Source organism: Mycobacteroides abscessus ATCC 19977 (assembly GCF_000069185.1).
GTDB classification, from domain to species: Bacteria; Actinomycetota; Actinomycetes; order Mycobacteriales; family Mycobacteriaceae; genus Mycobacterium; species Mycobacterium abscessus.
Genome location: NC_010397.1, coordinates 1,517,712 through 1,541,736 on the forward strand (window position 1 = coordinate 1,517,712; position 24,025 = coordinate 1,541,736).

Here is a 24,025-nt window from a genome sequence, read left to right on the forward strand (position 1 = left end):
GGTGCTGCTGTGGAACGGGCGGAGCAGGTTGATTCTGTGGTCGGTCTTCGCAGTGGTGATCACCGTAGTCTTCATCGCGCCGATCGCCACCGTGGTGCTGGCCGGATTCTCCGGGGCGTGGACGGGTCCGTTGCCAACGCAGCTGAGTTTTATGCGCTACGAAAAAGCTTTGGGGGGAGACGATCTCGCGAGTATGGCGGTCAGCCTGCAAACTGCCGTCATGTCGAGCGGCGTCGCGCTGCTGCTGGGCACCTGGGCGGCGCTGAGCGTGCGTGAGGTGCCCTCATGGCTCCGGCGAGTGATCGACGCCGTATTTCACCTTCCCATCGCGATCCCTTCGGTGGCGATCGGGTTGGGGTTGTTGACAGCCTTCAACGAGCCGCCCTTGCTGCTGGGCGGCACGAAATGGATTGTGATTGTTGCGCATACCGCGCTGGTGCTGGCCTTCGCATTCAGCTCGGTGTCGGCGGCGTTGGAGCGTCTCGATCCCGCCTATCGGCAAGTGGCCGAGTCGCTGGGAGCCGGGTCAGTGCGGGTCGTGAGAACCGTTACTCTGCCGCTGCTGATGCCGTCGCTGGGTGCGGCGGCCGGGCTGGCCATCGCCTTGTCGATGGGAGAACTCGGTGCGACGGTGATGGTGTACCCATCCAGCTGGCGCACTCTTCCGGTGACCATCTTTGGTCTCTCGGATCGGGGTCAAGTCTTCTCAGCCGCGGCGTCCACGACGCTGTTGCTGATGGTGACGCTACTTGCCTTGCTCGTGGTCGGCAGGTTGCGCGGAAAGGTGGCTTTTCGCTAGCCGGCACCGGCCCCGACCGGTGCCGGCGCTCCTATGATGTCGCTGTCCACCTCGGAAGACGGGCACGCATTGGCTGATACCGGCGACGGCCACCATCGTTTTGTGGCACAGCCTCACAGCGAGGACGAAGGTCCCAGCGCGGAGGCGGAACGGCGTGCGGCACAAATGCGTTCGGACGAGCACTCGGTCGCCGGGGCACCACCTGGAATCGCCATGCGCCCTTTTACCTAGGCCTGATGGCCTCCGCCGGTGTGGCCGTCACCTATGGCGGCGTCCGGCTGCTCGGTTGATTACTGGTACAGGTAGACACTTTCGGCGGCGCAAGGGGGCCGGTCCTTGCCTTCGATCTCGTACTTGATTCCGTACGTCGCTTCGACGGTGCCTTTGTCACGACGTTTTGCCGACAGCAGCGTGACGTGCCCGCGCACCCGTGCACCCACATGCAGTGGTGCCGGAAACCGCACCTTGTTCACCCCGTAGTTGAGCACCACGTCGTAGGACGCGATTTCCAGGACCTCGTCCAGGAATGCCGGGGCCAGGGCGAGCGTGAGATACCCGTGCACAATGGTCCCTCCGAATGGGCCGGATTTGGCGCGTTCGGTGTCGATGTGAATCCACTGCCGGTCGCCGGTCGCGTCGGCGAACTCGTTGACCTGTTCCTGGGTGATCTGAACCCAACTGCTGGTACCCAATTCGACTCTGCCCAGGGACAGCAGCTCCTGTGGTGTCGCCAGCTTGGTGGACATACCGCGCGCTCCTTTTCGGGTCGTGGTGCCTGATCGCATTACCGACTGGTGCTGTCGGCTGGACTCTTCATACCCGAGATCGCATGGCTGCCACGGGACAATGCCGAAATCCGGGCGAAGACCTGATGCGGGTAATGTTTGCCGACATGAGGTGGTCGGTACCGCTCGTGCTCGGGTTGCTGCTCGCGGTGATTGGCTGCCAGCAAGGCATCGACGGAGAGCCGACGGCGGAAAGAGGTGCAGGGCCGTCGGGACCGATCCAACCCGCTCAGCTTGACCAACTCCTGACGCCGGCATTGTCGCTGGCTGTGACGCCGGGCAAGCCACTGTTCGAAACCGACATGCAGTCAGTTCTGTGGACCGGTGCCGATCCCGCGCAATGCCAGGGAGTCGTCGGGTATGGCCGCCATCCGCTCTTCCCGACGAACTACACCGGCCGTGAGGCGCGGACGCAGACCGACAACCAGTATCCCAACCAGCACCAGCTGCTCGAGGTTTCGGCCACCTACCCCGGCGATTTCCAGGCATCGAAGTTCCTGGAGTCGGTCCGTGCCACGGTGTCCGCATGTCAACGTCCGGTGGCCGCCTGGGGCGATGACGAGAAACATCACATGGTCACGCCCGGCCCGGTCGCTCCGGGCTCGCCGGACATGGTGCGGTGGTCGACCAATCTCACTGGTGATCAATGGATTTGCGAGTTCACAATGATCGCCAAGGCAAATGTGATCTCGCAGCTTGTCACCTGCTCGCCGGATCGGTCCATCGACAACCAGGCGTTGTCCGACCAGCGGCTTCAGAAGATCGACGAGCTGCTGAATTCCAAGGTCTGAGCCCGATCAGGAAGCTTCGCGCGCCGCGATGTCCTGCGCGAGCAGGTTCTCGGCGCGCTCGATGATGGCTTCGACCGTGAAGTCGAAGTTTGCGTCGGAGATCGTCGCGATCGAATGACCGCGGCTTGCCAGCTCGTGCAGGGTCGGGGCCAGCGTGGCGCTCGGTACCAGACTGCGGGCTTCTCCGGAGGCGGGCATCACGGTATCCATGTGCTCAAGCACCACAACCCCGCGAATATGCAAGGACAACGCGAAATACACATCCAGGGCGTTATCCGGGCTGAAGCCGACGCCGATCAGGGTCCGGACAAGTGACTCCAGGTTTTGGATGCTCGCCTGCAGCGCCTCACTGCTGAGCTCGCTGGTGCGCATCAGGATGAGCTCGACCAGTACCGGTCGCTCTCGAAACGCCTCGCGCATTCGATGGGTGTGGCTGCGCAGCGCGTCCTGCCAGGTTTCGTCGCCGACGAAGGGAGCGGCGAAGTGATACTGCTTGGTCGCACGGTCGGTCATCGCGTCGAGCAGCTCACCCTTTTTGCGGAAATACCAGTAGATACTGGTGACGCCGACATCGAGATGCTTCGCTAGCAGCGGCATGCTCAGCCCACTTATCCCAATTTCCTCGGCGAGCTCAAAGGCTCCGGCGATGATGTCCTCGGCCGTGATGGAGCCGCGGCGCCGCCGTTCCCGCTTGGGGCTGTGTGAAGGGCCCTGTGTGCTGGTCGTCCTGGCCTCGTGGCCGACACCGGCATGTCGCATGTGTAATCCTCGTCGTGCCCCCGTGGCGTCGCTCTTTCCCCGTCCTACCGTTGAAGGCCCTGATAGCAAGTTGGCAGGATACCGCAGGAACGTGGCGGTATGGATGGCTCCCTCTCGCGGCCAGTTCGCTGCGGCGGTGATCCTCGGCTGCTCGCGGGGATTTGCGCGGTGGGGTTCGGCACGCCGGCGGTGCGGTAGTACGGCCACGGCCCCCCGCGCCGCCGATCTGGTAATACCCCTGTGCGGTGCCTGGACGGCCAGGCACCATGGACACTCAGGCTGGCGGCATCAAGAAGGGTGTGGCAATGGCGATTGACCGGGATATCGACAAGGACCAAGACGAGGAGCAGGAAACAGCACCAGCCGCCGCATCGAAGACCACGAGGCCCGGATGGTGGGTGAGGCAGTACACCTTCACCGGTACCGCAGTTGGCCTGGTCTTTCTTTGGCTGTCGATGACACCGTCGCTGCTGCCGCGCGGCCCGCTGTTCCAGGCATTGGTGAGCGGAGGATCGGGTGCGATCGGTTACGCGCTCGGTGTGCTCGTGGTCTGGCTGGTGCGGTACATGCGGTCGCAGGATTCGAGTCCGAAGGCTCCGCCCGTCGCCTGGCGGATCCTCGTTGTCCTCGGGCTGATCGGCACCGTGCTGATGATCGTCTGGTTCCACTTCTGGCAGGACCGTGTGCGCGATCTCATGGGCGTACCCCGGCTGAGTTTCTGGGCACATCCACAGACGGCCGTGATGTCGATCATCGTTCTGTTCGTTCTGGTGGAAATGGGACAGCAGATTCGCCGGCTGATCCTGTTTCTCATTGAGCGGCTCAACCGCGTTGCCCCCAAACGCGTCTCGGCGGTGGTGGCCGTCACGCTGGTGGTGGTCCTCGCGATGGCGCTCATCAACGGCGTGGTCGTCAGGGTGGCGATGGACTTCCTGAACAACACCTTCTCGGCGGTGAACAACGAGGAGAATCCGGATAACCCAGCACCAACCACATCGCTGCGGTCCGGTGGGCCCGGCTCGTTGGTGTCCTGGGCGTCGCTGGGTAACCAGGGTCGCGCCTTCGTCGGCGGCGGCGCCACGGCGCAGGAACTCTCGGCGTTCAACAAGACTCCGGCTACCGAACCGATCCGCGCGTACGCCGGTCTGGAATCTGCCGACGGTATCAAGGCGACCGCGGAGCTCGCCGCGCGTGAACTTGAGCGTGAGGGCGGACTGCACCGGAAGGTGGTGGCGGTAGCCACCACAACGGGAACCGGATGGATCAACCAAGCCGAGGCGGATGCGCTCGAATACATGTACAACGGCGACACCGCGATCGTGAGCATGCAGTACTCGTTTCTGCCGAGCTGGCTCTCGTTCCTGGTGGACAAGGAGAACGCGCGTCAGGCGGGGCAGGCACTGTTCGAGGCGGTGTCGGCACGGGTGCGAGCCATGCCGGAAGCTGTGCGGCCCAAGCTCGTAGTGTTCGGGGAAAGCCTTGGATCGTTCGGCGGCGAAGCGCCGTTCCTTTCGGTGAACAACATCGTTGCCCGCACCGACGGTGCGCTGTTCTCCGGTCCCACGTTCAACAACTCGATGTGGCTGGAAGCCACGCACAACCGCGATGACGGATCGCCGGAGGTGTTGCCCATCTACGACCAGGGAAGGAACGTCCGATTCGTCTCGCGCCCAGAGGATCTCAAGCGTCCAGCCGATCCATGGGCGCGCCCGCGCATCGTCTATCTACAGCACGCGTCGGACCCCATCGCCTGGTTCAACCCGGATCTGATCCTGAGCAAACCCGACTGGCTGCGTGAACCTCGCGGCTACGACGTGTTGCCGAGCATGGAATGGATACCGTTCGTCACGTTCCTGCAGGTGTCTGCCGATATGGCGGTCGCGGTCGATGTTCCCGATGGGCATGGCCACGTCTACGTCAAGGCTGTTGCCGATGCATGGGCGGCGGTTTTGCAGCCCCCGGGATGGACACCGGAGAAGACCCAGCGGTTGCGGCCGCTCCTGCACTCCGGCGCGTAGCGGGCCGCCCGCCCGGGGCGAATGTTCCGTACGGTGGCGGGGTGAGTCACACCCTGGGGTCGAGTAATTACGTGACCACTGCCGACGGGCGTGCGTTGCATTATCAGGTGGCCGGCAGTGGTGAACCGACCGTTGTCTTCGAATCGGGAATGGGATTCTCGCGCACGGCATGGGGTTTGGTGCAACCCCTTGTCGCTCGGCGGCTTCGGTCGGTGGTCTACGACCGTGCCAATCTGGGACGCAGCGATGACGATCCCGCGCCGCGCACGCTGGAACGCATCACCGGGGATCTGGATGCGCTGCTGACGGCGCTCGGATCGGGCCCGTACATCCTGGTGGGCCACAGCTATGGCGGCACCATCGCCCTGGCCGCCACGGCGACCGAGCCGTCGCGTATCGCGGGCGTCGTGCTTGTCGATCACTCTGACGAGAACCTCGAGGCGTACTACCGCCCGGCCTCGCCGGGCATGCGGCTTCTTGGCCTGGCCCACCGCGCGGCGCTGGACATATTGGGCCGGGTGGGTTTGTTGCCTCATGTGGTTCGCCGCATGATGCCCCGGATGCCACGCGATGTCCTCGACGACATGGTGTCCGAAGATCTCACGCCGCGGGCCAGGCGAGCCGCCAATGAGGAGGACCGCCGGTTTGTCGCGGGCATGACAGAGCTGCGCAGTAACCCGCCTGCCCTCGACGGCGTCCCCGTCACCGTCATATCGGGTGCGCGCGCGGAACTTCTCAACGAGGAGACGCGGTCGGAGTTGAACGCCGCACACCAAATGACCGCACGTCGCCTCGGGGCACGTCATGTTGTCGCCCGCAAATCCGGGCATCAAGTTGTGCTGACCGAACCGCGCTTGATCGCCGACGAGGTGTTTCGGATTGCCGGCGCCTAGCGCAGGTGTGTGTCGCGTGTGACAAGCGTGGCTGCGGTGTTTGTTGAGGCCACTGTCGTAATCTGAGGCTTGAGTTTTTGGAGTGCTCAGAACGGCCTGGTGAGATTGCAGTGGTTCCCATATCCCGTCGGGATGTCCTCAAATATGCCGCTGCCATACCGGCGGCGGCGCTCGCGGGTGCGGTGTCGGCGGCAGCGCCACGTGCGAACGCGGCGTCGTTGGGAACTCTCATCGACTATGCCGGCGGTGTCCCCACCCCCGAGTCGATCAAGGCCGCCGGGCACCTGGGCGCTATTCGGTACGTATCGGATCCGCGCAGTCCGGGGCTGTCGGCAGGCAAACCCATCAAGCTTGCCGAGGCACGCGACTTGTACCGAGCCGGTCTGAAGATCGTGTCCAACTACCAGTACGGCAAGCAGGACACCGCTGACTGGCTCGGTGGCCACGATGCGGGCATCAAGCATGCGCAGCGGGGCTGGCAATTGCATATCGCTGCCGGTGGTTCCTACAACGTGCCCATCTATGTCTCAATCGACGACAACCCCACGCCCGAGCAATACAAGAACCAGGTCGCACCGTATTTGAAGGCGTGGGAGACGGTGCTGGGACACCAGCGCACGGGCCTATACGGGAACTCCAAGACCATCGACTGGGCTCTGCAGGATGGGCTGTGCTCGTATTTCTGGCAACACAACTGGGGGAGTCCCAAGGGCTTCGTGCATCCCGAGGCACATCTACATCAGTTCGAGATCGACAAGCGTCAGGTCGGTGGAATCGGCGTCGATCTCAATGACATCCTGAAGCCCAATTTCGGGCAGTGGGTTTAGCGCCTGATTCAGCGAACGCGCGGTCGGATTCCCTCCGTGGTCGCCCTACGGGCCGCGCGGAACCGGTGCGGCCTCTGTGTCCACACGGTGCCCGGTGCGGGCCCGTGAAGCGGGGCGTTCTGGCCGGCTGGTGATCGCAGGTGAGGGCGTACGAGATCGATCCGGCTTACCCGCAAGCGCGGTAGGAGCGTGGTTGCGTGGGCTATCCACCGAAACGGATCTCAGGCCTCCAACGCTGAGGCCTGGCTGATCCGATTGTGCTGAACTTCGGGGGCGATTGTCCTTCTTGATGTTTCGGCTCGGCCGACCCGCCAACCACGCCGTTTCGGCCTGTTCAGAAACGGCGATGGAGATGCCGCAACACGGCCGCTGCGCGCAGGGGGACAACCGCCCAGACCGGATCGATACGACCGGGTCGCGGGCCCGACCGCAGGCGCGGGAGGCTGAGTCCTTCGCCGGAATGGCGATGCCGGCCGAGTCGATAACCTATCCGAGGAGACGTGTGCGAGGTGGTGCGCTGGCCGGGATCGCGCAACGGGACAAACCTCATTAGTCACACCAGTCACATGGGTTGCAACGGCGCGGCAGTGTTAGCAAACATTCGGCACACGTTCTGATTTCTTGCCCTGCTGGCATCCTTGGTAGAGCCGCCCACGCCGACACGCGCGAATGTGGTCGGCGCCACCCAAACGCAACATAACGATTCGATAACAATCGATGTCTGATCTGCGATGTTATACCTACTCGACCGTAACCACCTGCATGCAGCACGTTTGATTCGGCGGTTAGTTGCCAGCGCCTGGCCTGGTGTTACGTAAGCGGTGGTTACTCCCGCGTAGAACTCGGCAGTAACTATTACGCCAGAAGAAATCGCAACCCCTCTTATGACACTCTTAAGTCCGGACCCTGCGGTGATGGTGCAGATGAACGTGCCACAACACGCCCCCGATCGACAGAGACGACGACACGGGTGCGGCTGGACTCACGACTGACGGAAAGACGGGTAGGCGGCGACGTGACGATCAATGAATACGACAAGGTGACCAGCTCTGAGGACCCCGACGCCAACGGTGCGGTCGATCCGGGTCCCAGCGCGGGTCCCGCGCTGATCGATCGTCTGGAGTCCGGTGAGCCGTATGCGGTGGCATTCGGCGGGCAGGGCAGCGACTGGTTGGAGTCGCTCGCTGACCTGGCCGCCTCGGCCGGCATCGAATCGGAGCTGGCCACCCTGGCTGGTGAGGCCGAGCTGCGCCTGGAGCCTGTCGCCAAGGAACTCGTCGTGGTGCGTCCCGTCGGTTTCTCACCGCTCACCTGGGTACGTGCGTTGACCGCCGAAGAGCCCGTGCCCGCCGCCGCGCAGCTCACCTCTGCTGCGGTCTCCATGCCCGGTGTGCTGCTGGCGCAGTTGGCCGCGGTTCGCGCGTTGAAGATCCAGGGGCTGGATCTGGCTCAGCTGCCCCCGGTGGCGGTCATCGGCCATTCGCAGGGAGTATTGGCCGTCGAGGCGCTCAAGGCCCATGGCGCCCGCGATGTCGAGCTGCTGGCCATCGCCCAGCTGGTGGGTGCGGCGGCCACGCTCGTCGCGCGCCGGCGCGGCATCGTGGTGCGCGGTAACCGCACCCCCATGGTGTCGGTGACCAACGTCGACCCCGAACGCATGAAGGCGTTGCTCGACGAGTTCGCCCAGGACGTGCGCACGGTTCAGCCGCCCGCGCTGTCCATCCGTAACGGCCGCCGTTCCGTGGTGATCACCGGCACTCCCGAGCAGTTGTCACGATTCGAGCTGTACTGCGAGCAGATCGCCGAGCGGGAAGCCGCCGAGCGCAAGGACAAGGTGCGCGGTGGCGCTATCTTCAGCCCGGTGTTCGACCCGGTCGACGTCGAGGTGGGCTTCCACACGCCGCGTCTGGCCGACGGTGTCGAGATCGCCGGCCGCTGGGCGGCTGCGGCGGGTCTGGACGTCGAGCTGACCAAGTCTTTGACCGAGGCCATCCTCGTCACTCCCGTCGACTGGGTAAATGAGGTGAACCATGTCGCCGACGCCGGCGCGCGCTGGATCCTTGATCTAGGTCCCGGCGACCTGCTCACCCGGCTGACCGCCCCCGTCATCCGCGGCCTGGGAATCGGGATCGTGCCGACCGCCACCCGTGGCGGACAGCGGAACCTCTTCATGCACGGCGCGGTTCCCGAGGTGGCCCGGGCGTGGACCTCTTTCGCGCCCACAGTGGTGTCGCTGCCGGACGGCTCGGTCAAGCTGTCCACCAAGTTCACCCGCCTCACCGGACGTTCGCCGATCCTTTTGGCGGGCATGACGCCGACCACCGTGGACGCCAAGATCGTTGCGGCTGCGGCGAATGCGGGCCACTGGTCCGAGCTCGCCGGTGGTGGGCAGGTCACCGAGGAGATCTTCAGTAAGCGCATCGAGGAACTGACCGGGCTGCTGGAGCCGGGTCGTCAGATCCAGTTCAACTCGCTGTTCCTCGACCCCTACCTGTGGAAGCTGCAGGTGGGTTCGAAGCGCCTGGTGCAGAAGGCCCGTCAGGCCGGGGCGCCGATCGACGGTGTCGTCGTCACCGCCGGTATCCCGGAGCTGGAAGAGGCCGTCGCGCTTATCGATGAGCTCACCGAAATCGGGTTCAGCCACATCGTGTTCAAGCCGGGCACCGTCGAGCAGATCCGCTCGGTGGTGCGTATCGCGGCTGAGGTTCCGACCCGGCCGATCATCATGCACGTCGAGGGCGGTCGCGCGGGTGGTCACCACTCGTGGGAAGACCTCGACGACCTACTGCTGACCACCTACTCGGAGCTGCGTTCGCGCTCCAACATCACCGTGTGTGTGGGCGGGGGCATCGGCACGCCCGAGCAGGCCGCCGAATACCTCAGTGGCCGTTGGGCACTGAAATTCGGCTTCCCGCTGATGCCGGTCGACGGCATTCTGGTCGGCACCGCGGCCATGGCCACCCTGGAAGCCACCACGTCGCCGTCGGTCAAGCAGATGCTGGTGCAGACCCAGGGCACTCCGGAATGGGTGCCTGCCGGAAAGGCGCAGGGCGGCATGGCCTCCGGGCGCAGCCAGCTGGGCGCGGATATTCACGAGATCGATAACGCGGCATCGCGTTGCGGTCGTCTGCTCGACGATGTCGCCGGTGACGCCGACGCGGTGGCCAAGCGCCGCGACGAGATCATCGCCGCGATGGAGTTGACCGCCAAGCAGTACTTCGGTGATGTCGCCGAAATGAGCTACGCCCAGTGGCTCAACCGCTACGTGGAGCTGTCCATCGGTGACGGTGACAGCACCGCGGACACCGCCGTCGCCCACTCGCCGTGGCTGGACATCACCTGGCGTGATCGCTTCGAGCAGATGCTCAAGCGTGCCGAGGCTCGCTTGCACCCCAAGGATTTTGGTCCTGTCGAGACCCTGTTCGCCGACGACACGCTTTTGGAGCGCCCGGCGGAGGCGATTGCTGCCCTGCTGCAGCGCTACCCGGACGCCGAGTCCGTCAAGCTGCACCCGGCGGATGTGCCCTTCTTTGTCGCGCTGTGCAAGACGCTGGGTAAGCCGGTCAACTTCGTGCCCGTCATCGACAAGGATGTGCGCCGTTGGTGGCGCAGCGACTCGTTGTGGCAGGCGCACGATGCCCGCTACACCGCCGAGCAGGTATGCATCATCCCGGGCACCGCTGCGGTGGCCGGCATCACCCGGGTCGACGAGCCCGTGGGCGAGCTGCTGAACCGATTCGAGCAGGCCGCCGTCGATGAGGTCGTGGCCGCAGGAGTGGAGCCGCTGCCGGTTCGTTCGCGGCTACGCCGCCGCTGGGACGTCGAGGGCCCGTTGGCTACCGTCTTGGACGCGCCAGATGTGTTGTGGTCCGGACGCATTGCCGTCAACCCGGTACACCGGATTGCCCCGGATGGAGCCTGGCAGGTCTTCGAGGATCGCACCGCCTCGCACCCGTCGACCGGCGCGCGCCTGGAGGTCATCGGAGCCGCGGGGTCGGCGACATCATCAGAGGCCGACGGCATCGTCAGATTGAGCGTGCCGCTGTCCGGAACATGGGTCGACATCGATCTGACGCTGCCCACCACCACTCGCGACGGCGGCACCCCGGTGGTGACCACCGAAGCCGCATCCGCCGCCATGCGGACCGTGCTCGCGGTGGCCGGGGGCGCCGATACTCCTGAAGGCCTTCCGCCGGTGGAGAATGGCATCGCACGCGTTGTCGCGCACTGGGATCCGGAACGCGTCGCAGACCACACCGGCGTCACCGCGGTGCTTCCGGCACCGCTGGCTCCCGGATCTTCCGTCGTGCCGGACGCGCTGGTCGGACTGTGCTGGCCCGCGGTCTTCGCCGCCATCGGCGACGCGAAGACAACGGACGGCACCGGTGTGATCGAGGGTCTGCTCTCGCTCGTACATCTGGATCACGCCGCTCACCTGATGGCTGATCTGCCTGCGGAGAGTGCCGAACTGACCGTCACCGCAACGGCTTCCGCGGCTATCGACACCGAGGTGGGCCGGGTTGTCCCAGTTGACGTCACCGTGGCGGCAGCCGATGGCGCCGTGCTGGCCACTCTGCAGGAGCGGTTCGCCATCCTGGGCCGCAACGGAGCCGCCGAGCTCACCGACCCGGTGCGGGCTGGTGGCGCGCTCTCCGAGCATGAGGTGGACACCACGCGTCGTCGCCGTCGTGATGTCAAGATCTTCGCGCCCACCGATATGAGTGCGTTCGCGGTGGTCTCGGGCGATCACAACCCGATCCACACCGACAAGTCCGCGGCGCTGCTGGCCGGCCTGGGATCGCCCATCGTGCACGGCATGTGGCTCTCGGCTGCCGCCCAGCACGTGGTCACCTCGGCCGACGCCTCCAGCACGCCGCCACGCACCCTGATCGGCTGGACCTCCCGCTTCCTGGGCATGGTGCAGCCGGGTGACGAGGTAGACATCCGTGTGGATCGGGTCGGAATCGACTCCGGGGCGGAGGTTGTCGAGGTTCAGGCCAAGGTGGGCGCCGACCTGGTGATGTCGGCCACCGCGCGGCTCGCGGCACCGAAGACGGTGTACGCCTTCCCGGGGCAGGGCATCCAGCACAAGGGCATGGGCATGGACGTGCGCTCGCGTTCCAAGGCCGCCCGCAAGGTCTGGGACAAGGCCGACAAATTCACCCGCGATCGCCTCGGCTTTTCGGTGCTGCACGTGGTCAAAGACAACCCGACCAGCCTCATCGCCGGTGGCGTGCACTATCAGCACCCCGAGGGCGTGTTGTATCTGACGCAGTTCACCCAGGTCGCCATGGCGACCGTCGCGGCGGCGCAGATCGCGGAAATGAAGGAGTCGGGATCGTTCGTCGAGGACGCCATCACCTGTGGTCACTCCGTGGGCGAGTACACCGCGCTGGCGACGGTCAGCGGGGTCATCGAACTGGAAGGTCTGCTGGAGGTCGTGTTCCACCGCGGATCGGCGATGCACGACATCGTGCCGCGAGATGAGCTGGGGCGCAGTAACTACCGTCTGGCCGCGATCCGGCCGTCGCAGATCGGTCTGGACGACGCCGACGTGGATGCGTTTGTCGCCGAGATTGCCGAGCGCAGCGGCGAATTCCTGCAGATTGTGAACTTCAACTTGCGCGGCTCGCAGTACGCGATCGCCGGCACGGTGCGTGGTCTGGAACTGCTGGAGGCCGAGGTCGAAAGGCGCCGTGAAGAGTTCGGCGGCCGGCGCTCGTTCATCCTGGTGCCCGGCATCGACGTGCCGTTCCACTCCAAGGTGCTGCGGGTCGGTGTCGCCGAGTTCCGTCGGTCGCTGGAGCGGGTGCTGCCGATGGACGGCGACCCGAACCTGATCATCGGCAAGTACATCCCGAACCTGGTGCCCAAGCCGTTCACCCTGGACCGCGAATTCATCCAGGAGATCCGCGATCTGGTTCCGGCCGAACCGCTTGACGAGGTGCTTGCAAACTACGACACCTGGCGTAACGAGAAGCCGGTCCTGTTGTGCCGCAAGGTTCTTATCGAACTATTGGCATGGCAGTTCGCGAGCCCGGTGCGGTGGATCGAGACCCAGGATCTGCTGTTCACGGAGGAGGCCGCGGGCGGTCTTGGCGTGGAGCGCTTCGTCGAGGTGGGCGTGAAGTCGGCGCCGACGGTCACCGGGCTGGCCAACAACACGCTGAAGCTGCCCGAATACAGCCACAGCTCCATCGAGGTGCTCAACGTCGAGCGTGATCATGCGGTGCTGTTCGGAACGGACAGCGATCCCGAACCCGAGCCCGAAATCGAAGAACCGGTGGAAAGCACTGCGGCTGCCTCCGGTTCCGTCGAGGCAGCTCCGGCTCCTGCCGCAGCTCCCGCAGCCCCCAGCGGCGGTCCGCGTCCGGACGACCTCGGGTTTGACGCCTCCGACGCCACCCTGGCGCTGATCGCGTTGTCTACCAAGATGCGCATCGACCAGATCGAGCCGGTGGACTCCATCGAGAGTCTCACCGACGGTGCCTCCTCGCGCCGCAACCAGCTGTTGGTGGACCTGGGGTCCGAACTGAACCTCAGCGCGATCGACGGTGCCGCGGAAGCCGATTTGTCGGGGCTGCGTGTGCAGGTCACCAAGTTGGCACGCACCTACAAGCCTTTCGGCCCGGTGCTTTCGGACTCGATCAACGATCAGCTCAAGACGGTCTTCGGCCCGTCGGGCAAGCGTCCCACCGCTATCGCCGAGCGCGTCACCAAGACCTGGGAACTCGGACCGGGCTGGGTCAAGCACGTCACCGTCGAACTGGCACTGGGTACCCGCGAGGGCACCAGCGTCCGTGGCGGAGACCTCGGTGGTCTGGCACCCAGCACGCTGGCCGACGGCAATGCCGTGGATACCGCGATCGACGCCGCGGTGGCGGCGGTGGCCGGCCGTCATGGTGTGGGCGTGACGCTGCCCTCGGCGGGTGGCGGCGGCGGTGCAACCGTCGACGCAGCCGCGCTGAGCGAGTTCACCGACCAGATCACCGGTCGCGACGGGGTGCTGGCCTCGGCCGCCCGTCTGGTGCTGGACCAGCTCGGCCTGTCGGCCCCGGTTGCCGTTCCCGACGGCGCCACCGACACCGAGCTCGTCGAGTTGGTTTCTGCCGAATTGGGTTCGGACTGGCCGCGGTTGGTGGCGCCGACATTCGATGGCAAGAAGGCTGTGGTGTTCGACGACCGCTGGGCCAGCGCTCGCGAAGACCTCGCGCGGTTGTGGATCACCGAGGAAAGCGAGATCGACGGCCAGTGGGAGAGCTTAGGCCTGCAATTCGAGGGCGCCGGGCATGCCGTTGCCACACAGGCCAATTGGTGGCAGGGCAAGTCGCTGGCGCAGGGCCGCAATGTCCACGCCTCGCTGTACGGGCGGATCGCCGCCGGTGCCGAGAGCCCCGAGCAGGGCAAGTGGGGCAGCGAAGTCGCGGTGGTGACCGGTGCTTCCAAGGGCTCGATCGCCGCGTCGGTGGTGGCTGCGCTGCTGTCCGGTGGTGCCACGGTCATCGCGACCACATCGCGTCTTGACGAGGACCGGTTGGCGTTCTATCGCAATCTGTACCGGGAGAGCGCACGTTTTGGCGCCAAGCTCTGGGTGGTGCCGGCCAACATGGCCTCGTACGCCGACATCGACGCGCTGGTGCAGTGGGTGGGCACCGAGCAGTCCGAAAGTCTTGGGCCGATGTCGATTCACCTCAAGGATGCGCAGACCCCGACGCTGCTGTTCCCGTTCGCCGCGCCGAAGGTGGTGGGGGATCTGTCGGAGGCCGGCTCGCGCGCCGAGATGGAGATGAAGGTGCTGCTGTGGGCCGTGCAACGGCTCATCGGCGGGCTGTCGGCCATCGGTGCCGAGCGCGATATCGCCTCGCGTCTGCACGTGGTGCTGCCCGGTTCGCCGAACCGCGGCATGTTCGGTGGCGATGGCGCCTACGGCGAGTCCAAGGCGGCACTCGACGCGCTGGTCACCCGCTGGAAGGCGGAGTCTTCGTGGGCATCACGAGTCAGCTTGGCGCACGCGCTGATCGGCTGGACTCGCGGCACCGGTCTGATGGGTCACAACGACGCCATCGTCACCGCCGTCGAAGAAGCGGGAGTCACCACGTACTCCACCGCGGACATGGCATCGATGCTGCTGGCGCTGTGCACCCCGGAGGCGCGGGTACAGGCCGCGCAGGCACCGGTGGAGAAGGACCTCACCGGTGGGCTGGCCGAGGTCCAGCTCGATATGGCCGAGCTGGCCGCCAAGGCCCGCGAGGACCTGGAAAGCAGAGCAGCCAAGTCCAATGAAATCGATGACGAGGACGACCCGAATGTGATTGCGGCACTGCCATCTCCGCCGCGCGGGTACACTTCGACGCTGCCGCCGGAGTGGGCCGACCTCGACGTCGACCCCGCCGACCTGGTGGTCATCGTTGGCGGTGGCGAGCTAGGTCCGTTGGGCTCGTCGCGTACCCGCTACGAGATGGAGGTCGACGACGAGCTATCGGCGGCCGGCGTGCTGGAGCTCGCCTGGACCACCGGGCTGGTCAAGTGGGAGAACGATCCCGAGGCCGGCTGGTACGACACCGAAACCGGTGAGTTGGTGCCGGAGGCAGAGCTAGTCGAGCGATACCACGACAAGGTGGTCGCCAACATCGGTGTCCGCGAGTTCGTGGACGACGGCGCCATTGACCCCGATCACGCGTCGCCGCTGCTGGTTTCGGTGTTCCTGGACAAGGACTTCACCTTCACGGTGTCGACCGAGGCCGAGGCTCGGGAGTTCGTCAAGTGGGATCCCGAGCACACGGTGATTCAGCCGTTGGCCGATGGCAGCGACTGGCAGGTGACCCGCAAGTCCGGCACCGAGGTGCGGGTGCCGCGCAAGACCAAGCTGTCGCGGACCGTGGGTGCGCAGATCCCGACCGGTTTCGATCCCACGGTGTGGGGCATCACCCCCGACATGGTCAGCTCGATCGACCGGGTGGCGCTGTGGAACATGGTTGCGACGGTGGATGCGTTCCTGTCGGCGGGCTTCACCCCGACGGAGCTGATGCGCTGGGTGCACCCGAGTCAGGTGGCCAACACTCAGGGCACCGGCATGGGCGGCATGACCTCGATGCAGACCATGTATCACGGAAATCTGTTGGGCCGTAACAAGCCGAACGACATCCTGCAAGAGGTTCTGCCGAATGTCGTTGCCGCACACGTGGTGCAGTCCTACGTGGGTTCCTATGGTGCGATGATCCACCCCGTGGCGGCGTGCGCCACCGCGGCGGTGTCCGTCGAGGAAGGTGTCGACAAGATCCGGCTCGGCAAGGCGCAACTGGCGCTGGCCGGCGGGTTCGACGACCTGACACTGGAAGCCATCATCGGATTCGGCGACATGGCCGCGACCGCCGATACCGAGATGATGCGCGCCAAGGGCATTGCGGACAAGCGGTTCTCGCGTGCCAACGACCGTCGTCGTCTCGGCTTCGTGGAGGCCCAGGGTGGTGGCAGTGTGCTGCTGGCGCGCGGCGATCTGGCCTTGAAGATGGGCCTGCCGGTGCTCGCGGTGGTGGCGTACGCACAGTCATTCGGTGACGGTGTGCACACCTCCATCCCGGCTCCGGGCCTGGGCGCACTGGCGGCCGGACGTGGCGGCAAGGATTCGGATCTGGCCCGCGCGCTGAACAAGCTGGGTGTCACCGCCGACGACATCGCCGTCATCTCCAAGCACGACACGTCGACCCTTGCCAACGATCCGAACGAGACTGAGCTGCATGAGCGGCTCGCGGCCTCGCTGGGGCGCTCGGACGGCGCACCGCTGTTCATCATCTCCCAGAAGAACCTGACCGGCCATGCCAAGGGCGGTGCCGCGGTGTTCCAGATGCTGGGCCTGTGCCAGGTGTTGCGCGACGGCGTCATTCCGCCGAACCGCAGCCTGGACTGCGTCGACGACGAGCTGTCCACCAGCCAGCACTTCGTGTGGCTGCGCGAGTCGCTGCCGCTGAAGGAGAAGCTGCCGCTGAAGGCGGGCCTGGTGACCAGCCTCGGCTTCGGTCACGTGTCGGGTCTGGTGGCGCTGGTGCATCCGCAGGCGTTCATCGCCTCGCTGCGGCCGGAGGATCGTGCCGATTACGAGACACGTTCGCGTGAACGCGTTCTCGCCGGTCAGCGCCGCCTGGCATCGGCCATGGCCGGCGGTCGTCCGATGTACGAGCGGCCCGATGGTCGGCGCTTCGACCACGATCACGACGAGTCGGAAAAGCGTCAGGAAGCCTCGATGCTGTTGGATCCGGGTGCGCGCCTGAGTGAGGACGAGGTCTACCACCGGTGATTGTCGGTATCGGGATCGACCTAGTGACCATCTCCGAGTTCGGAGAGCAACTAGCCAGTCCCGGAACGGCTTTCGGGTCCGCGTTCACGCCGGGGGAGCGGCGTGACGCGGCCTCGAAGACCGGAGGCGAGGCGCGGTACCTGGCGGCCCGCTGGGCGGCCAAGGAGGCCGTCATCAAAGCGTGGTCCGGGTCGCGGTATTCGCAACGGCCGGTGCTGCCGGAGAACATTCACCGGGACATCGAGGTCGTCACGGATACGTGGGGCCGCCCACGTATCCGGCTGTCAGGTGCGATCGGCGAGTACCTGGCGGACATGACCATGCACGTCACGTTGACACACGACGGAGACACCGCGGCCGCTTTCGTCGTGCTGGAGCAGGAAGGCCAGCCTTCCTCCACCTGACGTCCGGATGCGGCGTCTGTTACAAAGTGCCTATGCCGGTTCCTGAATTCGTCCTCGAACTGCGGCGGCACATCGGACATGCCCCGTTGTGGCTACCCGGGGTGACCGGTGTGGTTATTCGCGGTGAACAGGTGCTGCTGGTCAAGCGCGCCGACAATGGGGCGTGGACCGCGGTCACCGGAATCGTTGACCCGGGCGAGAATCCGGCGGACTGCGCCAGCAGGGAAGTGCTGGAAGAGACCGGCGTTCGGGCGACACCCCGACGATTGGTGTGGGTGCACGTGAGCCGGCCGATCGTGCATGTCAACGGTGATCATGCCCAATACCTGGACCATGTGTTCCGAATGGATTGGGTTGCGGGATCGCCCTTTCCCGCTGACGACGAGAACGATGCCGCGCAGTGGTTCGATATCACGGCGATGCCGGAAATGACGGCCGACATGCGTCGCCGGATCGAGCTCGCGCTTGATATCGGCAGTGCCGAGACGGTTTTCGAGGTTACTGAGCCTTCGGGCTAGCGCGTTGTGTTGATCTTGAGCGTCGAGCGCGAGTCTGACGCGCAATCTCGACTTGTTTTCCGCGCCACGCTCGCACTCGACAGCCGTCTCAAGCCTCAGACGGAGATGTCGCGGCGCAGCTTGGCGACGTGGCCGGTGGCCTTCACGTTGTACTGCGCCACCTCGATGTTGCCCTTTTCATCCACGACGAACGTCGATCGGATGACGCCCTCGACGATCTTTCCGTACAGCTTCTTCTCGCCGAAGGCGCCATAGGCGGTCAGCGTCGTCTTGTCCGGGTCGGAGAGCAGCGGGAAGTTCACGCCGTCGCGGTCGCGGAACTTGGCCAGCTTTTCCGGCTTGTCGGGCGAGATGCCGATGACGTCAAGGCCGGCCTCGTTGAGTTCGGCCAGGCTGTCGCGGAAATCGCACGCCTGTTTGGTGCAGCCGGGGGTCATGGCGGCGGGGTAGAAGTAGATGATCACCTTGCGGCCCTTGTACGAGGACAGCGACACCTTCTTGCCGTCCGCGTCGAGCAGAGTGAACGTGGGGGCCTTGTCGCCAACTTCGAGCCGCTTGGTTTCCGCCATGACCGGTGCCTTTCTGTTGACCCGTACAGTTGTTGCCCTAGGGTAGTTGCTTGAGTTTCATACCGCGGACGTGGAGGAGTGCACGTGGCCAGGGATCCAGAGGCAATCAAGGCCGATATCGACAAGGCGCGCGATCAGCTCGCGGCCACGGTCGACACCCTGAGTGACCGCGCAAATCCGCAGCGCCTGGCCGAGGACGCCAAGGCGTCAGTGCTGGCCACGCTGAACAAGCCGGCCGTCAAATTCACCATCCTGGGCTTCGGTGCCGTGGTTGCGGTGCTGGTGGTCCGCAAGGTCGCCGGCAAGTTCCGCCGCGACTGATGTAGCGGTTATTTGTGGTCTAGAACTCGAACCGCAGGATGCGGGCCGAACGCTTCATCGAGGTGCTGTACCGCGCCAGTTGTGACGAAATCCGCAACCAGGTGGGAAACAACTCGATCTCGGGCGCATCCACCAGATTGAACTCCTCGACAAATCGCAGCCGGGGGTTCCAGCGTTCCGGCGTGCGCGGATCGTTATAGCCCTCGAATCCCCGCAGCTGATTGACCTTCTTGAACATCTTTTGTGGGAACAGCTTGGAGATCCATACCCCCACCACCATGCGTCCGTAGTCATTGAATGCCAGTTGCCCAGTGCTGAAGTGGTCGGTGATGGCCCGCAGGGTGGCGATGATCTGTTCCTTGGTCAGGAAAGCGAAGAACCCGTCGGCGATCACCATCGCCGGACGATCCGACGGTATCCCGCCAAGCCAATTCGGATCGGTAATAGATATCCCGACGGTGTGTTCGCCCGGGCCAGGGGGCATCACTTCATCGCGCAGTGTGGCCATCCCGGGCAGGTCAACGCTGTACCAGTCGACGGTGGCCGGTGGCTGAATACGTCGGTATCCGTCGTCGAGGCCCGCGCCCATGTCCACTACCACCGCGTTCGGGTGCTCGGTGACAAAGGCGCGCACTCGGTCGTCGAGGAGCTTTGCGCGTAGCGATGATTGGCATACCACCGGGGTAATCACCCCGAGTGCGTGGAAGTCGTAGTCGATTTTGGAGACGGCGGCGGTGGCACCCGGATCCCGCAGGATCGGCCGCCGCCAGCCGTCGTTGACGGCCCTGGCCTTCAGGGTGAGAAAGGCGGTCTCTTCCTCGGGGGTGATTCCGCTGACGTCGATGCCCATGGATTCGACTATACAAGCGTGTAGTCAATTGTCCAGTCGTGTAGCATATGGCGATGGAAACCGTGGATCCCGACGACCTCACCGCCCGTGCCCGGATACGGGACGCGGCATTGCGTGAGTTCGGCGACAAGGGGTACGACGGCGCCACCATTCGGGGAATCGCCGCGCGCGCCGGGGTGTCGTCGGGGCTGCTGCGGCACCACTTCGGGTCCAAACAGGAGCTACGGGACGCCTGCGACGAATATCTGGTCAAGACGATGCGCGATATCAACGAGCAGGTGCAGGCGAATGTGGAACGTGGTGATGTGCACTATGTTTCGGCACGTATCCCCGTGGGCCAATACCAGGCCTACATCACCAGGGCGCTGGTCGAAGGCTCAGCCGGGCAGCTCTTCGACGAGATGGTCGCCATGACGGAGGGCTGGCTCGCGGTCGCGGATCAAAACCGTGCCTACCCGGCCGCTGTCGATGTGAAGTCACGCGCCGCCGTCATCACCGCGATGGCCTTGGCGGTCCCGCTGCTCCAGCAACATGTTTCGCGTGGCTTGGGGGTGGACATCGATTCGCCGGAGGGTGATCTGAAGATGGCGGCCACGCTGGTCGACGTGTACGCCAACCCGCTGTTGACTCCTGAGCAGGCAAAATCGGCGCAGGAAGACCTGGCGCGCAGAATGAGGTAGCCATTGTCGGCGCGGCAATATTCGCTGCATCGGATAACAAGTACGCCGCTACCTCGGTACTCTTGTGCTGTGCCAAGTTTCCGTGCACGGGCGGGAATCCGATGATTATCGTCGCTGGTCTACGGCTTGACGCGACCGTCGTCAAGGCGTCGGCGATGATGCTCTATGTCGTCGGGTTCGCCTTCACCGTGTTCGCCGGCGTCGACGGTGTGCGTCTTGCCGTGGTCTTGATCGTCGGAATCGCGGCGACGATATTGCACTACTGGCCACGGCGCGAAGGGTTTGACCGGATCTCGATAGCGGTCTGCGTGGGTCTGGTTCTCGCCTTCGCGCTCGACGCCTGGTCAACCTGGGTGATCGACCACGCGCCGGCGCACGGCATCGGAATTGGTGTGGCGCGCCTGGTGGCATGGCTGTTGTCGGTCGCCGGCATCCTGGCGTTCCCGCGCAGCCTCTTGGACCGAGACTCCGAGCCGGAAGGCTAGGCGCCGGTTCGCTCCAGTCGCGACGGCCTGGTCAATAGGTAGGACAGCACCCCGGCTGTTCGGGGCGAGCGCGCCTTGGACCACCGGAACAGCAGCCCGCGCAGTAGCGGCACGGGCGACCACCAGAACCACTTGCCCAACGCGCCCGCGATCGCGGGCACCACGAAGGTTCTGACGATGAGTGTGTCGATCATCAGGCCCACGCCGATCGTCGTGCCGGTCTGCTCAATGCTGAGTACGTCACTGGACAGCATGGCGAACATGGTGATTCCGAAGACGATTCCGGCCGTGGTGACGACCCCGCCCGTGCCACCGAACGTGCGGATCATGCCGGTACGCAAGCCCGCTCCGTGTAGGAACACCTCCTCGCGCATCCGCATGGTGAGTAGCAGGTTGTAGTCGGCTCCGACGGCGACGAGTGCGATCAGCGCAATGGACGGTACGGCCCAATGCAGGTCGCGGCCGAGTAGGTCCTGCCAGATCAGTGTCGTGACGCCGAGCGCTGACGCGTACGAGATGATTACTGTCCCGATCACCACCGCGGCGGCGACCGGGCTGCGCAACATGACCAGCACGATGAGGAAGACCAACGCCAGCGCCACGGCGGCCAACAGCAGGAAGTCCTCGCTGACGTATCCACGCAATTCGGCTGTACCCGTTCCGAACCCGGTGAGATTGACCGAACTGCCCGCCAGTGTCCCCTCTTTGGTGGCCTCGCTCACCGCGAGCATGATCTGTGGCGAGCGATGTGCCCCGTCGGCGCCGAACACCTTGCCGTCCCCGAACACCAGCATGCGGGTGGAGTGCCCGTCCGGGCCGAAGTAGAGGCCGGCCGCGCGCTGGAATCGCGGGTCCTGCCACGCGCGTTGCGGGAGGTAGTAGCCGCCCTCACCGCTGCTGCGGAAATCCTCCCGCATGGCCCGCAGGTATTCGGTGAGCCCGGAGAACATGGTGCGTGTCTCTCCGACAGCGTGGGTGAGCTGATCGGTGATGGCGCCGAGCTGCGCGACGGTGGCGCGCATGTTCTTGACCGAATCCACCGCCCCGGAGAATGACTTCTGCATGCCTTGGGCGCCCGCGCCGAATTTGGTGGTGCTGGCAGTCAGTGACGCGGTCGCCGCTACCACGGAGTCCATGGGCTCGACGGCCTTGAGCACCAGGGAGCAGATGCCGTCATTGGCGCAGTTGGGATTGCCGTTGGTGAAGTTGCGCAATGGTTCCATGTACCCGGATACCTGGGACACGTTGTCCTGCAGCGCCTTCATGCCCGAGTGCATGTCGCCGATGCCGCCGTTGAGTTCCCCCAGCCCGTTCACGCCACCGGCCAGGCCCTTTTGTAGTTGGGCGATCGCGCCCGAGAACTGGCTCAGTGTTGCCGACAGCTTGTCGACGGCTCCCAGTCGCTGGCTCATTTGGGCGGTTCCGTCATCCAACTGGTCGGCGATGATCCCGGCTTGTTCGGTCAGGGCGGCTTGTTCGGGGATGGTACCCGCGGGGCGGGAAGCGGACTGCACCATCCGAATTCCGGGGATTTCCATGAGGCCCTTGGTGACTCGCTCGACGGCGATGACACCGGCGGGAGTTCGCAGATCGTGGTCGGATTCGATCGATACAATCTCCGGCAACAGCCGGTTCGGCGGGAAGTGCCGGTCCATGGCCTGATAACCGCGGTTCGCGTGAGTGGAAAGCGGTTGCGCGGCAAGCTCATCGAAACCCAATCGCAGGCCCGCCACCGGCAGGGCGCAGACGACCAGGACCAGTAATGATCCGGCCAAAACAGGTCCCGGCCAGCGCGACACCATGGCACCCACTCGGCGCCAACGGCGTCCCGGTTGCCCGCGTAACGGCCGTGGTTGGGCCAGGCCGCGGCGACCTGCCAGCCCGATGAGTGCGGGGAGTAGCGTCAACGAGGCCACCATGCCGGTGAGTATTCCAATGGCACAGGGTAATCCGGCGCTGCGCAGCATGCCGACCTGCGCAAAGAGCAGGCAGGATAGGGCGGCCGCGATCGTCAGTCCGGAGGCCGCGATGACCGGTGCCACCGACCGGTTGGCGATGACCAGTGCCTGCTCGTGGTCCACTCCCGAGCGTCGCTGTTCGTGATAGCGGCCCAGCAAGAAGATTCCGTAGTCGGTAGCCGCGCCGAGAACCAGCGCGGCGAGCAGTGATACCGAGAAGATGGAGACCTCGATGAGATCGCGTTCCCCCAGGAACGCGACGATCGAGCGTGCCACCGCCAGCCCCAGGCCTACGGTCATCAACGGAATCGCGGCGGTAATGACGGACCGGTACACGACAAACAACAGCACCGCGATAAGCACCACGGTGACACCGGTGATCATCAACATCTGGGTGTCGATGGCGGTCAGTTCGTCGGCGATGGTCGCGCCCGGCCCGGTGACCCAGGCCTGCGTCCCGGGAGGGGCGGGCTGGTCGGCGACGATCTTGCGGACGGCAGCCAGTGCGTCGTTCGCCTTGGCGGCGCCGAGCTCGCCGTTGACCCGGAGCATCGTGTAGACCGCCTTGCCGTCCGGGCTCAGCGCGCCCTCCGCGGTCAACGGGTCGGCCCACAGGTCCATCGCGGAGTCCAGATGGGTGGTATCGGCACGCAATGTGGTCAGCAACCGGTCGTGATATTGGTGCTCGACCGGGCCGAGCTTGTGATCGCTTTCCAACACCAGGTAATTGAGATTGTTACCGGCGCCGTCCTGGAACTGCCGGCCCATGACCGCGCCGGCAGCATTGACCGGCGCGTCCTGCGGCAGGAAGCCGCGGGCGTGGTTATGTGCGGTGCTTTCCACCTGTGGCACAAGTAGATTGCCTGCGCCGGCGAGTAGCACCCAGAGTCCGATGATCAGCACCGCATAGCGGCTGGAGAACCTTGCGATGGCGTCCCACATGCCTGCCGACGCTACGGACATGCCGGGGCGGCCGCGTCGTGCTGCGGGCGAGACATGTTCTCCGACCGTGGTATGACATGTGTATCCACGCCAAGGATGATGTGTGGCGGGGCGACCGCCTCTACGCTGGCC

17 protein-coding genes are annotated in these 24,025 nt (G+C 65.1%); 12 read left to right on the forward strand and 5 right to left on the reverse strand.

Annotated elements, in window-relative coordinates:
- The first annotated feature begins 1 nt into the window (after position 1).
- A complete protein-coding gene (locus MAB_RS07760) occupies positions 2 to 799 on the forward strand; it encodes an ABC transporter permease (protein WP_005084727.1) in 798 nt (265 codons plus the stop codon).
- Positions 800 to 832: 33 nt separating this feature from the next.
- Entirely contained in the window at positions 833 to 1,030 is a 198-nt protein-coding gene (locus MAB_RS25150; protein ID WP_005093072.1) for a hypothetical protein, read from the forward strand.
- A gap of 59 nt (positions 1,031 to 1,089) precedes the next feature.
- On the opposite strand, the gene MAB_RS07765 is transcribed toward MAB_RS25150, so the two are convergent.
- Positions 1,090 to 1,545, reverse strand: coding sequence for a MaoC family dehydratase (locus MAB_RS07765; RefSeq protein WP_005059970.1), 456 nt, complete (start codon positions 1,543 to 1,545; stop codon positions 1,090 to 1,092).
- 134 nt (positions 1,546 to 1,679) lie between these two features.
- On the opposite strand from MAB_RS07765, the gene MAB_RS07770 reads away from it, so the two are divergent.
- Complete coding sequence (locus tag MAB_RS07770; RefSeq protein WP_005084731.1) at positions 1,680 to 2,375, forward strand: sensor domain-containing protein; 696 nt, start codon at positions 1,680 to 1,682, stop codon at positions 2,373 to 2,375.
- Between the two features lie 6 nt (positions 2,376 to 2,381).
- Here the strand turns inward: MAB_RS07770 and MAB_RS07775 are convergent, their stop codons facing one another.
- On the reverse strand, positions 2,382 to 3,134 hold the full coding sequence (locus MAB_RS07775; RefSeq protein WP_005059974.1) for a TetR/AcrR family transcriptional regulator: 753 nt from the start codon (positions 3,132 to 3,134) through the stop codon (positions 2,382 to 2,384).
- 266 nt (positions 3,135 to 3,400) lie between these two features.
- On the opposite strand from MAB_RS07775, the gene MAB_RS07780 reads away from it, so the two are divergent.
- The 6 genes from MAB_RS07780 (at position 3,401) to MAB_RS07805 (ending at position 18,088) form a co-directional block, all read left to right on the forward strand.
- On the forward strand, positions 3,401 to 5,152 hold the full coding sequence (locus MAB_RS07780; protein WP_005084734.1) for an alpha/beta hydrolase: 1,752 nt from the start codon (positions 3,401 to 3,403) through the stop codon (positions 5,150 to 5,152).
- Positions 5,153 to 5,223: 71 nt separating this feature from the next.
- Entirely contained in the window at positions 5,224 to 6,045 is an 822-nt protein-coding gene (locus MAB_RS07785) for an alpha/beta fold hydrolase (protein WP_005084736.1), read from the forward strand.
- A gap of 110 nt (positions 6,046 to 6,155) precedes the next feature.
- The gene (locus MAB_RS07790) at positions 6,156 to 6,872 is read left to right on the forward strand and encodes a DUF1906 domain-containing protein (protein ID WP_005110152.1); all 717 of its coding nucleotides are present in this window, start codon (positions 6,156 to 6,158) and stop codon (positions 6,870 to 6,872) included.
- Between the two features lie 1,015 nt (positions 6,873 to 7,887).
- A complete protein-coding gene (locus tag MAB_RS07795; protein WP_005110153.1) occupies positions 7,888 to 17,166 on the forward strand; it encodes a type I polyketide synthase in 9,279 nt (3,092 codons plus the stop codon).
- Positions 17,163 to 17,570: a holo-ACP synthase AcpS gene (acpS, locus tag MAB_RS07800; protein ID WP_005084743.1), complete on the forward strand. Its 408-nt coding sequence runs from the start codon at positions 17,163 to 17,165 to the stop codon at positions 17,568 to 17,570. The genes MAB_RS07795 and acpS overlap by 4 nt, the downstream gene beginning before the upstream one ends.
- A 32-nt stretch (positions 17,571 to 17,602) precedes the next feature.
- Complete coding sequence (locus tag MAB_RS07805) at positions 17,603 to 18,088, forward strand: NUDIX hydrolase (RefSeq protein WP_005084746.1); 486 nt, start codon at positions 17,603 to 17,605, stop codon at positions 18,086 to 18,088.
- A gap of 95 nt (positions 18,089 to 18,183) precedes the next feature.
- Here the strand turns inward: MAB_RS07805 and bcp are convergent, their stop codons facing one another.
- The gene (gene bcp, locus MAB_RS07810) at positions 18,184 to 18,657 is read right to left on the reverse strand and encodes a thioredoxin-dependent thiol peroxidase (RefSeq protein WP_005093079.1); all 474 of its coding nucleotides are present in this window, start codon (positions 18,655 to 18,657) and stop codon (positions 18,184 to 18,186) included.
- A gap of 84 nt (positions 18,658 to 18,741) precedes the next feature.
- Here bcp and MAB_RS07815 point away from each other — a divergent pair, with 84 nt between their 5' ends.
- On the forward strand, positions 18,742 to 18,978 hold the full coding sequence (locus MAB_RS07815; RefSeq protein ID WP_005059996.1) for a DUF3618 domain-containing protein: 237 nt from the start codon (positions 18,742 to 18,744) through the stop codon (positions 18,976 to 18,978).
- A gap of 19 nt (positions 18,979 to 18,997) precedes the next feature.
- Here the strand turns inward: MAB_RS07815 and MAB_RS07820 are convergent, their stop codons facing one another.
- Positions 18,998 to 19,828, reverse strand: coding sequence for a class I SAM-dependent methyltransferase (locus MAB_RS07820; protein WP_005093080.1), 831 nt, complete (start codon positions 19,826 to 19,828; stop codon positions 18,998 to 19,000).
- A gap of 53 nt (positions 19,829 to 19,881) precedes the next feature.
- On the opposite strand from MAB_RS07820, the gene MAB_RS07825 reads away from it, so the two are divergent.
- Both MAB_RS07825 and MAB_RS07830 read left to right on the forward strand, forming a co-directional pair.
- On the forward strand, positions 19,882 to 20,508 hold the full coding sequence (locus tag MAB_RS07825; RefSeq protein ID WP_005084755.1) for a TetR/AcrR family transcriptional regulator: 627 nt from the start codon (positions 19,882 to 19,884) through the stop codon (positions 20,506 to 20,508).
- Positions 20,509 to 20,609: 101 nt separating this feature from the next.
- Positions 20,610 to 20,993 (forward strand): hypothetical protein, encoded by a 384-nt coding sequence (locus MAB_RS07830; protein ID WP_005084757.1) that lies wholly within the window; start codon positions 20,610 to 20,612, stop codon positions 20,991 to 20,993.
- On the opposite strand, the gene MAB_RS07835 is transcribed toward MAB_RS07830, so the two are convergent.
- Positions 20,990 to 23,893 (reverse strand): MMPL/RND family transporter, encoded by a 2,904-nt coding sequence (locus MAB_RS07835; RefSeq protein WP_005093082.1) that lies wholly within the window; start codon positions 23,891 to 23,893, stop codon positions 20,990 to 20,992. The two genes, MAB_RS07830 and MAB_RS07835, sit on opposite strands and share 4 nt — an antisense overlap.
- Between the last annotated feature and the right edge of the window lie 132 nt (positions 23,894 to 24,025).

What these genes read in the sequence shown, in the direction of transcription:
- MAB_RS25150 (WP_005093072.1), top strand. Translation starts at nt 833, where the DNA reads ATGATGTCGCTGTCCACCTCGGAAGACGGGCACGCATTGGCTGATACC.
- MAB_RS07765 (WP_005059970.1), bottom strand. Translation starts at nt 1,545, where the DNA reads ATGTCCACCAAGCTGGCGACACCACAGGAGCTGCTGTCCCTGGGCAGA.
- MAB_RS07770 (WP_005084731.1), top strand. Translation starts at nt 1,680, where the DNA reads ATGTTTGCCGACATGAGGTGGTCGGTACCGCTCGTGCTCGGGTTGCTG.
- MAB_RS07775 (WP_005059974.1), bottom strand. Translation starts at nt 3,134, where the DNA reads ATGCGACATGCCGGTGTCGGCCACGAGGCCAGGACGACCAGCACACAG.
- MAB_RS07780 (WP_005084734.1), top strand. Translation starts at nt 3,401, where the DNA reads ATGGACACTCAGGCTGGCGGCATCAAGAAGGGTGTGGCAATGGCGATT.
- MAB_RS07805 (WP_005084746.1), top strand. Translation starts at nt 17,603, where the DNA reads ATGCCGGTTCCTGAATTCGTCCTCGAACTGCGGCGGCACATCGGACAT.
- bcp (WP_005093079.1), bottom strand. Translation starts at nt 18,657, where the DNA reads ATGGCGGAAACCAAGCGGCTCGAAGTTGGCGACAAGGCCCCCACGTTC.
- MAB_RS07820 (WP_005093080.1), bottom strand. Translation starts at nt 19,828, where the DNA reads ATGGGCATCGACGTCAGCGGAATCACCCCCGAGGAAGAGACCGCCTTT.
- MAB_RS07825 (WP_005084755.1), top strand. Translation starts at nt 19,882, where the DNA reads ATGGAAACCGTGGATCCCGACGACCTCACCGCCCGTGCCCGGATACGG.
- MAB_RS07830 (WP_005084757.1), top strand. Translation starts at nt 20,610, where the DNA reads ATGATTATCGTCGCTGGTCTACGGCTTGACGCGACCGTCGTCAAGGCG.
- MAB_RS07835 (WP_005093082.1), bottom strand. Translation starts at nt 23,893, where the DNA reads ATGTGGGACGCCATCGCAAGGTTCTCCAGCCGCTATGCGGTGCTGATC.